Here is a 12,900-nt window from a genome sequence, read left to right on the forward strand (position 1 = left end):
GCTAAACATATGCGTTATATGTACTGAAAATTGATTGCTCATAAAAAATCAAATCTTTCAAATTAAGCCCCAAATAATATATGTATAAATAAAGCTTGAATGCTATATTCAGCTCATGAGTTAGCTCTATTTGCTTAAATGCTTAGGTGGGCTAACCTACCAAAGCCATTTTATAAATAGCTTAATGACCTGCTTCTTGTCGTGATCATTTTTACAACTTAATCTCAATGGGGGCAGGTCGCCATCTCACCCACTACCCCGCTTCAATCTTCGCTTTTAATTTTAATCGGTTTAATACAAAAACAGGCATAAAAAAAGGGCTTACATGTTATTAAAACAATGTAAACCCTTTATAAATCTTGGTAGGTATATCCAGACTCGAACTGGAGACCTCTACGATGTCAACGTAGCGCTCTAACCAACTGAGCTATACACCTAGAATGGAAAGCATCATATTCATTTTTCAAAAGCAAAACAAGTGATTTGCCATTGAAAAAAATACAAATGCGCAGACTTTGAGCAAACTATTTTTCATTTCCCAAAAAATAAAACGGTACATGGTTCAACCACATACCGTTTTATTTTAGCCAAATATCAAGCTCAACTTAACAAGGGCATTTCTTCAAAGTACCACCTGCCGATGGATAGCGCACATCAACACAATGTCGATAGAACGTCTTCGCATCCATAGGGGTTAAATCTGGATGATGAGCTTTCATATGCTCCAAATACGTTTGATAGTCTGGCACGCCGACCATGAGTCGAAAGCTCTGCTGTAAACGTTGCCATAAGGTTGCTATACGCGACCAGTTTTTTGGAGAAAGTAATAGCTCTTTTTGTGAGAGCACTGTCATTTTGATGATTTTCGCAATAATGACAGTTCCATTTTTTGCAAATTTAAAATTCATCTTTACTCTCCTCGAGTGGTAACCACTTCAGGATCGGCATATACCGCAGGTGCTTCATTTACAGTCGGTGTGCGACTCGCTAAAGCACGGCGAACAATACCAATTGAGGCAATAATCATGACAATCGATACAATCATAAAGAAGCCACAAAGTGCAGCATTAATCTGATTCGACATCACGATGGTTTGCATTTCGGCAATACTTTTAGCAGGTTTTAGCACTTCACCACGAGCAATTGCATCAGAGAACTTATGCGCTTGCGCCAAGAAACCAATTTTTGGATTTTCGTGGAAAATCTTTTGCCACCCTGCTGTCATACATGTAATGAACAAGAAAATTGTTGGGAAAATGGTCACCCAAACATACTTTTCTTTTTTCATTTTAAACAAAATGACAGTACCTAAAATCAATGCCATTGAAGCCAGCATTTGGTTACCTACACCAAACAGAGGCCATAATGAGTTAACACCGCCTAATGGGTCAATCACACCTTGATAGACGAAGAAGCCCCACCCACCTACGGCAACGGCTGTACCGACCAAATTACCAATAAATGAACTAGAAGTTTTAACCGCTGGAATAACAATACCGACTGTGTCTTGCACCATAAAGCGACAAGCACGAGTACCAGCATCAACAGCAGTTAAAATGAATAATGCTTCAAATAAAATGGCAAAGTGATACCAGAACGCCATCATTGCGCGGCTGTTAAAAATTTCAGAAATGATATGAGCCATACCAATAGCGAAGGTAGGTGCACCACCTGTACGCGAAAGAATCGAGCTTTCACCAACCTCTTGAGCCAACACGGTCAACATTTCTGGGGTAACGACAAAGCCTAAATTGCGTACAGCTTCTGCCGCAGTTTCTACGGTTGTTCCAAGCACTGCTGCTGGGGCATTAATTGCAAAATACACACCCGGGTCTAAGACAGTTGCACAGATCATCGCCATAATACCGACGAAAGACTCCATGAGCATACCGCCGTAGCCAATCATGCGCATGTCAGCTTCGTTATCGATAAGTTTTGGTGTCGTACCACTCGATACAAGCGCATGGAAACCAGAAATGGCACCACAGGCAATGGTAATAAACAGGAATGGGAATAAGCTACCTGAGAAAACCGGACCTGTACCATCAATGAAATGGGTTACAGCAGGCATTTTCAATTCAGGTAATGCAATGATAATACCCACTGCTAAACCAAGAATAACCCCGATTTTTAAGAAAGTAGATAAATAATCACGCGGTGCTAATAGCAGCCACACTGGCAATACCGATGCGATAAAACCATAAACGATGAGGCACCAAGTAAGTTGTGTACCAGTTAAAGTGAAGAACTCACCCCAGTAAGGGTCTGCTGCAACATGTCCACCATAGACAATAGCCAGCATCATTAAAACAAAGCCAATAATTGAAACTTCTGCAATACGTCCCGGACGAATAAAGCGCATGTACACGCCCATGAACAATGCAATTGGAATGGTTGCTGCAATACTAAAAACACCCCATGGACTATGTGCAAGTGCTTTAACAACCACTAACGCCAGTACCGCAAGGATAATAATCATTACCCCAAGTGCGCCTAGCATAACGACAACACCAGCAAAAGAACCAAGTTCTTGCTTTGCCATCTCACCCAGTGAGCGACCGTCACGGCGTGTTGAGATAAATAAAACTAAAAAATCTTGTACCGCACCCGCGAGTACTACACCGACCAATAACCAGATCGTGCCCGGTAAAAAGCCCATTTGTGCAGCCAAAATTGGCCCGACTAACGGCCCTGCTCCTGCAATTGCAGCAAAGTGGTGACCGAAAAGTACGTATTTATTGGTGGGTACGTAATCCAGACCATCGGCTAAACGATGTGCTGGGGTTAAACGTCTTGGGTTTAATTCAAATACTTTAGTTGCAATAAATAGACTATAAAATCGATATGCGATGCTATATACACATGCTGCAGCAAGTACAAGCCAAACCGCGTTAACATGTTCACCACGACTGAGTGCCAGCATCCCAAAAGAAATTGCACCTATAATTGCAACTAGGCTCCAGACCAGCTTGGAGGGAAGCGTAGATTTCGCTTGCATTGTGTCCATTCTTAACCTCTCAATAAATAACTACAGCATTTTTATATTGTTATGTACTGTTTCTCTTAATCCCTGTGACTCTACTCCTCCTTTTTCTTTTTTCCTCTTATACTTTCGCATAAAAAAAGGGATGATTTACATCATCCCTTCGATAATAGTGTATTTTTTAACTATTATGCACGCTCTAAATAATCGCCAGTACGAGTATCTACACGAACGCTTTCTTCTTGCTGAACAAATAACGGAACACGAACAACCGCACCTGTTTCAAGCTTAGCTGGTTTACCGCCACCGCCAGATGTATCACCACGTACGCCCGGATCAGTTTCAACGATTTTCAATACAACGAAGTTCGGTGGGCTTACTGTTAAAGGTACGCCGTTGAACAACATAATTGTACATTTTTCATTTGAATCGTCTTTTAACCATTTAGCAGCATCGCCCATTGCAATTTTGTCTGCAGCGATTTGCTCAAAAGATACAGGATCCATGAAATTCCACATTTCACCATCGTTGTATAGGTATTCCATTTCAACTTCAACGATGTCAGCTGCTTCTAAAGAGTCACCTGATTTGAAAGTTTTTTCTAATACTTTACCGGTTTTAAGGTTACGTAATTTTACACGGTTGAACGCTTGACCTTTACCTGGTTTTACATATTCGTTTTCCATGATAGAACATGGGTTACCATCAAGCATAACCTTAAGGCCAGCTTTGAAATCATTTGTAGAATAATAGGCCATGAAAGGCACACTCCAAACTTAACAAGTCAACTATGCGATATAATGCGTTGTTGCATTATCTTAATCGTGTCAAATGATAAACTATTTATACCAAGAGCAAAACTGGCAATCACAACTCAGTGACCTTATTACTGATCCTTCTGAACTGCTCAGCCTACTCGAGTTATCCTCAGATCAACTATTATCGGGTGCGATTCTAGCTTCTGAAAAGTTTAAATTACGTGTGCCTCGTGCGTTCGTCGGAAAAATGAACGCTAAAAACCCACTTGACCCGCTTTTGCTACAAGTATTGCCTCATCATTTAGAGCTTGAGGAACATCCCGAGTTTGTCACAGACCCTTTGGGTGAAGAAGCAGCGAACCAATTACCGGGTGTTTTACATAAATATAAATCACGTTTTTTACTGACTTTGACAGGTGCTTGCGCCGTACACTGCCGTTACTGTTTCCGCCGTCACTTTCCCTATCAGGAAAATTTGCCTAAAAATGACGATTGGATAAATATTAAAAACTATATTGAAGCCAATCCTGACATTAATGAAGTCATTTTAAGTGGTGGTGATCCGCTAACACTTTCTAACCGAAAATTGGCACTTTGGTTAGAACGTTTATCATCTCTCAAACAAGTAAAGATTTTGAGAATTCATTCACGAGTTCCAATTGTCATTCCAAACCGAATCGACGAAGAGCTGATTTCTTTATTAAAAAACAGTAGGCTGCGTATTATTCTGGTGGTACACTCAAACCATGCTTCTGAACTCGATGACTTTACTTGTTCAAAGTTAATGGAGTTATCTTCACACCACATTACTGTACTGAATCAGGCTGTATTGTTAAAAGGTGTCAATGATTCTGCTCAAACTTTAACTGACTTAAGTTATCGTCTATTTGAAGCTCGCGTTATGCCTTATTACTTACACGTATTAGATAAAGTAAAAGGCGCACAGCATTTTGATTTAATACCATCTGAAATAGATGCGATATATCAAGACGTGTTAGCGAGCCTACCTGGATATCTGGTTCCTAAACTCGTCAGGGAAATTGCGGGCGAAAAGAATAAAACACCGCTTTTTGGGGCTACAACTTTTTGAGTTATATAATAAGTGATGATGAATAATGCGCTTTCGGACATTTTTCACAATCAAACCGCACTTTCTCGTGAACGGTTAAGCTTTTGTGAAGCCAACATTAAAGATCTTAATGAATGGGTCACTACCCTTTCTATTATGCAATTGGGTGATACCTCAAAAGCGCTATTTACCGCAATTTTGGAGTTAAACGAATTAAATTGCAGCGAAACCTTACGCTTCGACTTAATTCAGACACTTCACCCAACTATTAATAATGTTTTGGCAAGTTTAGAAAAAAACTTTTTTAACCAAGGCGTGATTAGTACAGATCGTAATGAGCACATCATTGAGCTGGCAATGCTTTTGCGCTGTTATTTTGCCAGCATTTATTTAAATATCGCAAAGACAAGCCACGAGCAGCTACAAAAGCAAAAGTTTTCTTTGTTTTCTTTTAAGCAAAAGAAAAACTTACAAACTGCCCGTATTTTGGCGACATTCCATGCATTGCAGCAACTGACCAACCTTTTATACCAGCAACACATGCTTTACAGCGAACCTGTAAAAGGCCAATGGTTAATTGCGCACCAACTCTATGAAACAGCGGTTCAGCACAAATATCATTTAACCAATATTAATCATATTCAAGGTGTACAGCACCCATTAGCGAATATTACACAAGCTTATGCCCAGCTTATTTTATTAGATATTTTTAACACCAATCAGATTCGTCAATCAGAAATTCAAGCCTTGTTTCAATGTAGTTTTGACTGGGCACGTATGATTCAGATCTTGCCTAAAGACTCGGCCTTAACCAAGTATGTGGTCGATCCAACTAAAGATCACCCACCCGTCTATAACAAAAAACAAAGTTCGAATTTCAATCCAAGCATATTTATTAGCACCCAAGCTTTGCTTGAACATGTTACTGCCACCATGCACAAAAATGCTCAGTACATGTCTAAAAATGAAAAGATTTATCTAAGCCCAGCATTAAAATTTCACGTTCAAACCATTTTAGGAACGACAGCACAGCGCCGTCATGAACGTTATGAATATAATGCTGCACTGCAAATCTGTTTCGGGTTAAGTACCGCTCATTTTTATTTATCTAAAGCAAAAAACTTTGAAGAAACACTACAACTCAACAATAACTATAATCTACAAAGTGAATCAAAAGTTTTATCAAACTTAGAGAAAAAAGAGCAACAAACCTCCTCATACCAACGCCTAAGCCGCGAAACCAAAACCATTTATCAAACCACTGTGCTTGATATCAGTGTAAATGGCTACCGTATAAAATGGTCTGGTGAGGCACCCAAAAACTTAAGAACTGGCGAATATATTTTAGTGAAGGAAACACTCCATGGTCAGTGGCGTGGTGGTGTTATTCGCTGGATTAAGCAATCGACAGAAAAATCTCTGGAACTCGGTTTAGAAATTCTTTCACAAGCGATGTTCCCTTGCGCTGTACATATTCAGGCAGAGCGCCATACTCGCAATTACCACCCTGCACTATTACTACAAACTCAAAACTTAGAAGAAATACAAAACACGCTTATTTTACCGGGATCTCAAATTTTTAGAGAGCAACAAACAATTCATTTACGATTGGGGACAGAAGAAATCAAAGTGTATCTACTCAAAGCACAACTCATTACTCAGAGTTTTATTCAATTTCAGTTTGAGCTTTTGAATGAGCAGCAGCAACATCTGCTCGATCAGTTCATGTTGAAAAAGAATAATAACGTGAATAGCCAAGATTTATGGGAAGCATTAAAGTGAGAAACTCTTTACTATCTAAAAAGTTAAAACGTACTGAAATACGTTTACTCATTATTGATGATAACCAGTTACGTTATAACCAAATTTTAAATTTATTATCGGGGAATGAATATCAAGTTAATGCCTTATTACTTGATGATTTAAAAAGTTTTGAAAAGCAGCTCAATACATCTTGGGATGTGATTGTTTTTGGTCGCGCATATGATTTGAAAATTGAACAAACTCTCTCCCTTGTTCAAGCATCAGAACAGCCACAGCTTCCGATTTTACTTTTACAACCAGATGATTACCAACCGCAGCAATACCAAAGTTATATCCAAAAAGGTATTTATGATGTAGTTCGGTTAGAGCCACTAGATCATTTCTATATCACGCTTATTCGAACCTTGTCGTATAGCCGTCTTTTACAAACGGAACAACGTTTGTTAGCAGAGCTTGATACCATTCATACTCATACGCAGACTCTAGTCGACAACAGCCATAAAGCAGTCGCTATTTTCCAAGAAGGCATTCACATTAAGGCAAATACAGAATATTTAAATCTTTTTGGCTTTCAGCAAGAAGAAGATATTATTGGTTTACCGATCTTGGATGTCTTACAACCTAATGATTTAAATATTTTTAAACAGCGTTTTAAAAAAATTTCGTTAGGTCAATTTGATCAAGCACGCTTCGAAATTCAAAGTCAGCATCAGGCCATTTCTGGTAATAATGCTTTAAAACTAGAATTTATTCCAAGTCAGGAAGAAGACGCTGTCCAACTGACCATTGATTATCATGTTGATTTAAACACTCCGGCAAACACGTCTCCGTCCGAGAAAAATGTGGGGTTAAGCTCAGCTTGGCAACAGATTAATCGACACTTAAGCACTCACCCTGCCCAAACAAATGCAGTAGTTTTATTTAAACTCGCACAGTGCCCAGAGCGACTGTTTCAACAGAGTTGGCAGACGTTGGGGCAATATTTCAATCAGCTCCATGGTTTTTTAAAAGACCATGCTCAAATGCCGATTTTTCAAGTTGATTTGGGGACTTATGTCGGTCTATTACAGGCAGAAAATAGTTCAGTTTTAAACTCACAGTTAACGAGTTTACAAACTTTGCAAAAGGAACACCTGTTAGAAATTCATGAGCAAAATTTTTCGGTACAGCTAAAGCTCGGTTATGCTTTTCTGAACGATTCATTCAATGATGACTCTTTTACATCATTGCTAAATCAGGCTGAAAAGCAGAATTTACCTCAAGCTACACCTCAACTTGAAGTAATCCCAATTGTAGAAACAACAGTTACACCGAGCATTGAAAAGATTGCGCTTGATTTAACAATTGAACATTTTGAACCTAGTTCGAAGTCTTCTCTGCTACAGCAGTTAAGACAAAAATTAGCTCAAGGTGAGATCCATCTGAAATATCAGCAAATTTATGACAAGCAAGACCAAGAAACTCATAACTATGAGGTGACAAGTGGTTTTATTGCAGATGAGCGTTGGTATGAATTAAGTGATTTAGTTGACTTAAAAGAAGATGCTGAACTTTCTATTCAATTAGACCGCTGGATATTGGTAGAAGCATGTAAGCAACTACATAACTTTATTGCTCAATATCCTAAAGCGAAACTCATTATTAACCTCAATATTGATATTTTGCTCAAAGATAAGTCATTCCCTGAACTGATTTCAAAACTGCTTACTATCATTGGTAGCAAAATTGAAAGCCCGCTGATTTTACAGTTTTCGGAACAAGCCATTCAGTATCACCTTCCAACTGCTCAACAGATGATTGGTCGGTTACGTCAACATGGCGCAGAAGTTTCCATTAGAGACTTCGCTTCGTCTATTTATAGTGATTCGATATTGCAGCAACTTGATATTCAACTTGTAAAATTACAACCCAATAAAACTGAGCTATTAAGTTCAGATCAGGGATTGAATAACTTACAAGAGAAAGTATTGAACTATTTGACTGTAAAACCGATTGGAATTTTATTGGCTCACTTAAATGATATGAACCTATTTGCAAATGCATGGAATGTGGAAGCACGTTTCTTGCAAGGGGATTATTTTCAGAAAAAACTTGATCGTTTAACCGATGTACAAGACCAGTAATGGTCTTGTTCTTTAAAAATAAAAAACGGGCATAAGCCCGTTTTTTATTTCGTTCTGAAGTATTAACGCTTGATAGAGCGAGACATACCAGAGAAACGTTGTTTGAATTTGTCGATACGACCACCAGTATCTACATTCTTTTGTTTACCAGTGTAGAATGGGTGGCAAGCTGAACATACGTCAAGGTAAATAGTTTCTTTACCTAAAGCAGAACGAGTTTCGATTACGTTACCGCATGAGCAAGTTGCAACTAATTTTTCATATTTTGGGTGAATATCGGCGCGCATCGTCGATTACTCCTAATTGAAGAAAGGCTTAAGCTGTCATCGCAATTGATCACTCTCAATTAAATTGAGGCAGGCTTTTACAAGCAGATCAACACCACAACAGACCATTCTTTTGGCCCACCGAAACCTCTAGGGTTAGAGCTAAGCACAACAAGTGGACAGTATTATACGCCATATAAATCTTTTTTGCGAATTAATCTTGGGATTTGGCCCAGTAATTTGCGATTACTCCACACACCATTAACTGGATTTGGTGAAAGATCATAATTGGCAAAACAATCATGCCTAGAGGCTGGCCAATAAATAAAATTTGTGCCATTGGTACACCACTTGCCAAGGTCTTTTTTGAACCACAGAAGAAAACTGTAATCTGATCAGCTCGGCTAAAACCAAAAGCACGCGGTAAATACAGCGCAAGTAACATAATAATGGTGAGTAATACAGAGCAAGCAAGTGCCAAAAGAAGTAAGGTTTTCCAGTTCACTTGGTGCCAAAGTCCGGCAACCACTGCCCCACTAAATGCACCATAGACCACCATCAAAATTGAGCCTTGATCGAATGCTTTTACAATACTTGGGACTTTTGCCATATATGGAAAAATATAGGGACGAAGTAATTGTCCTAAAACAAACGGTACTAACAGCAACAACGTAATTTCTATAATAGACGATGTAGGATCAAACCCATGCTGACTTTGCCCTAAAATAAAGAAACTCACTAAAACCGGCGTAATGAACATTCCCACCAAGTTTGAGAAAGATGCACTACATACTGCCCCTGCCACATTCCCTTTTGCAACTGAAGTAAATGCAATAGAAGACTGAACAGTCGATGGCAAGAAGCACATAAACAAAAAGCCCCAATAGAGCTGCTGCCCTAATAAGGGTAAAAGAATAGGTTTAGCCAATAAACCAAGGGCAGGAAAAATAAAGAACGTAATTGCAAATACCAGTAAATGCATTTTCCAATGCAAGATACCTTCAATCACTGCCTCACGAGACAGTTTGGCACCATGCAAGAAGAATAAAATTGCAATTGCGACTGTAGTTAATGTATTGAAATACTGCGCAGCTTGACCACTGACTGGAAAAAAAGTTGCTAGTAGTACCATGCCAACCAACAAAATTGTAAATCGATCAAGTGCCAAGAACTTCAGCATGTTCACATCCTATGATTATTTTAGATAAAGAAAAGCCCAGTTGATAAATTGACCATTTGGTCAGCTCTTCATCATACTGGGCTATAAAAATAAAGCTAGACTTTTAAGACCTAAATCTTAAAGCACTTAAGTCATTTACTTAATTATTTCTAGCATTTGCATCTTGCTGAATGAGTTCGATTTTATAGCCATCTGGGTCTTCAACAAAGGCAATAACCGTAACGCCACCCTTCATTGGGCCAGCTTCACGCACAACTTTACCGCCACGCGCTTTAATGTCTTCACATGCTTTATAAGCATCATCAACACCAATTGCAATGTGACCATAGGCATTACCTAAGTCATAACTTGATGTATCCCAGTTATGCGTGAGTTCAAGCACGGTATTATTTTCTTCATCGCCATAACCAACAAATGCCAATGTAAAGCGACCTTCTTCATAATCACGCTTACGAAGTAACTTCATTCCTAATACTTCGGTATAGAACTTTAAAGATTGTTCTAAATTGCCTACTCGCAACATTGTATGAAGCATTCGCATGTTTATTCACCTGCCTTTTCTGTTTCATGTTTCTGATGATCTTTAAGTAGTTTTCCAACCCAAACCACTAAAATTAAGATTGGAATCCCGATCAATGTGGTCATCAAAAAGAAGTTTGGATACCCAATATTACTCACTATGGTACCTGAATATCCACCTAAAAGTTTTGGGGTAAGCGTCATAAGTGAGCTAAAGATCGCATATTGAACAGCAGTAAATGACACACTCGTTAAACTTGAAAGAAATGCAATGAATGCCGCGCCAGCTAAACCTGAAGCCAAATTATCAAGAACAATTGCGAAATAAAGCCATAATGAACTATAAGGTTTGATGACTTTACCACTCACTTCAACTTGTTGACCTGACTGAGTATCAATATACGGTAAAGGTTCAATATTCACATCTAGTTCAGATTTTTCTGGAGAATTTGAAGCAACTTCGTAGTGATGAGAAGCTGATGAAAGTTTTTTATTTCCTTCAACAATCGAAGCGGTAAGTTCTTTAGTTGGTGATGACAATAATTTTTTCATATCAATTGTGGTGCTAAATACACCCTTTTGATCTGTCATTTTTGCATCAAACTTTTGACCATCAAGACTCACTACAACCTTTTGAGTTGGTGTTAAAACTTCCCCAAAATATTGACCACGGACCACAACACTACCTTCAGACGATTTAGCAGGAATTTGATCACTTCCCATTAAAGGTAAAATTTGTAAAGGCCCATGCTCAGCATGAGTTGTTACCAATGGTTGAACGCGGACGATTGTATCGGCCTGTTGATTTGGTAAAGCATAACTCGCTTTAACATCAATTTGTTGTGTACCCGTAAAACTAGAACTAGGAACTTTCAGTTTCCAATAACCAACTTCATCTGGTTTAACTTTATAATGATTGTTGCCAACTTGGACTTCAACCATATCAAGTGGTTTACCTGATTTTACTAGACCAATAAAAATGAGGTTAGTAGAGCTCGCGAGCACTGCTCCAACAAACATGAGTTTCATAATATTCATGCGTTGGGCTAGCAAACCACCTAAGAAACCACCGACTAAGCTAAAAATAACACCATAAACTTTTACAGCTTCAGCAATTTGCTGTTTGCTAAAGTTTAAGTCTTGATAAAAGACATTTGAAATGACACCAGCAATAATGTCAGAAATACGGAAGAAACCAATCAAAAGTAGAAGTACTAATGCAAGTTTGACCCCATAACGTTTAAAGAAATCAAGAATTGGAGCAATCCAAGTTTCTTTTGCCATTTGCTGGTTAACTACGCCCATTTTAACCAGTATATAACCGACTAAAATAGCGGCCCCTGTGGCCGTTAAAAATCTTAAAGCTTCTAAGCCAAACAGACTTGCACTATCTTCAATATTGCCAGCTTTTGAAATTGCTTCGGTAATTTGTCCTGAATAAATATAAGTTAAGACAAATGAAATAACGGCAATAAAAAACACGAACACTAAGCGGTAATAATCGCTCGTTTTATAGTTTTTATATACGCGGTTAACTTTAGGCTCGCGAACAAGCAAGGTTGTAATAATACCTACCGACATGACTGCTGCCATAGTTAAGTAGGTCGTTTTCCAAGCCTCGTAAATATAGTTACCTTTTGCTGTTCCTAAATATGCAGCTAAGAATAAAGCGCCTGCCCCAGCGACAATCATACCAATACGATAACCAGCATTATATGTCGATGCTAATACCGTCTGCATTTCAGTTTCAGCCAACTCAATACGATAGGCATCAATTACAATATCTTGTGTTGCTGCTGAAAAGCCAAGTAGCACAGCACCTGCCGCCATTTGAACGAGATAGGCATGCCCTAAAGCCGGGTCTGAAAAAGCCATAGTACAAATTGCAAGGACAATTAAACACTGCGCGATCAGCAACCAAGCGCGTCTTCGACCTAAGGCCTTGGTCAAAAATGGGACTGGCAATTCATCAATTAAAGGTGCCCAAACAAACTTAAAGGAATATCCCAAAGCTGCCCAGCTAAAAAAAGTGACTGCACTTTTATCGATGCCCGCCTCACCTAGCCATAAAGAGAGGCTAGAGAAAATCAATAAAATGGGTATTCCGGCAGAAAAACCCAGAAATAGCATAATTAATGCACGGCGGTCTAAAAATGCTTTAAACGCCGAGACCCAACCAGAGGTTTGTGTGGTCATTCGTTTTTTATTTTCCATAAATTATAAATGCGCCTATTCAAT

At 38.8% G+C, this 12,900-nt stretch carries 10 protein-coding genes and 1 tRNA gene; 3 read left to right on the plus strand and 8 right to left on the minus strand.

From position 1 onward, the window contains the following. Positions 1 to 360: 360 nt before the first annotated feature. The 4 genes from ABLB96_RS15510 to efp all read right to left on the minus strand — a co-directional run bounded on the left by ABLB96_RS15510 (position 361) and on the right by efp (position 3,741). Positions 361 to 437, minus strand: a tRNA-Val gene (locus ABLB96_RS15510). Between the two features lie 168 nt (positions 438 to 605). Then, positions 606 to 908 carry a YbdD/YjiX family protein gene (locus ABLB96_RS15515; protein WP_002052430.1) on the minus strand — a complete coding sequence of 101 codons (303 nt, stop codon included), beginning with the start codon at positions 906 to 908 and terminating at the stop codon, positions 606 to 608. Between the two features lie 2 nt (positions 909 to 910). Then, positions 911 to 3,007, minus strand: a complete 2,097-nt coding sequence (locus ABLB96_RS15520) for a carbon starvation CstA family protein (RefSeq protein ID WP_348895350.1) — start codon at positions 3,005 to 3,007, stop codon at positions 911 to 913. 164 nt (positions 3,008 to 3,171) lie between these two features. After that, positions 3,172 to 3,741 (minus strand): elongation factor P, encoded by a 570-nt coding sequence (gene efp, locus ABLB96_RS15525; protein WP_002118666.1) that lies wholly within the window; start codon positions 3,739 to 3,741, stop codon positions 3,172 to 3,174. A gap of 73 nt (positions 3,742 to 3,814) precedes the next feature. On the opposite strand from efp, the gene epmB reads away from it, so the two are divergent. From epmB to ABLB96_RS15540, 3 genes are read left to right on the plus strand one after another with little or no spacing between them, the layout of a single operon-like run. After that, positions 3,815 to 4,831, plus strand: coding sequence for an EF-P beta-lysylation protein EpmB (gene epmB / locus ABLB96_RS15530; RefSeq protein WP_348895351.1), 1,017 nt, complete (start codon positions 3,815 to 3,817; stop codon positions 4,829 to 4,831). Positions 4,832 to 4,846: 15 nt separating this feature from the next. Then, complete coding sequence (locus ABLB96_RS15535) at positions 4,847 to 6,592, plus strand: GTPase (protein ID WP_348895501.1); 1,746 nt, start codon at positions 4,847 to 4,849, stop codon at positions 6,590 to 6,592. Continuing rightward, positions 6,589 to 8,697: an EAL domain-containing protein gene (locus ABLB96_RS15540; protein WP_348895352.1), complete on the plus strand. Its 2,109-nt coding sequence runs from the start codon at positions 6,589 to 6,591 to the stop codon at positions 8,695 to 8,697. The genes ABLB96_RS15535 and ABLB96_RS15540 overlap by 4 nt, the downstream gene beginning before the upstream one ends. A 62-nt stretch (positions 8,698 to 8,759) precedes the next feature. Here ABLB96_RS15540 and rpmE read toward each other — a convergent pair whose 3' ends face one another. The 4 genes from rpmE to ABLB96_RS15560 form a co-directional block, all read right to left on the minus strand. Continuing rightward, positions 8,760 to 8,984, minus strand: coding sequence for a 50S ribosomal protein L31 (gene rpmE / locus ABLB96_RS15545; RefSeq protein ID WP_004652835.1), 225 nt, complete (start codon positions 8,982 to 8,984; stop codon positions 8,760 to 8,762). A gap of 193 nt (positions 8,985 to 9,177) precedes the next feature. Beyond that, entirely contained in the window at positions 9,178 to 10,149 is a 972-nt protein-coding gene (locus ABLB96_RS15550) for a bile acid:sodium symporter family protein (RefSeq protein ID WP_151799449.1), read from the minus strand. Positions 10,150 to 10,282: 133 nt separating this feature from the next. Further along, a complete protein-coding gene (gloA, locus tag ABLB96_RS15555) occupies positions 10,283 to 10,684 on the minus strand; it encodes a lactoylglutathione lyase (RefSeq protein WP_348895353.1) in 402 nt (133 codons plus the stop codon). A gap of 2 nt (positions 10,685 to 10,686) precedes the next feature. After that, positions 10,687 to 12,876, minus strand: coding sequence for an MFS transporter (locus ABLB96_RS15560; RefSeq protein WP_348895354.1), 2,190 nt, complete (start codon positions 12,874 to 12,876; stop codon positions 10,687 to 10,689). Positions 12,877 to 12,900 lie beyond the last annotated feature (24 nt).

Origin of the sequence: Acinetobacter sp. XH1741, assembly GCF_041021895.1 — a bacterium.
In the GTDB taxonomy this organism is placed as follows: Bacteria; Pseudomonadota; Gammaproteobacteria; order Pseudomonadales; family Moraxellaceae; genus Acinetobacter.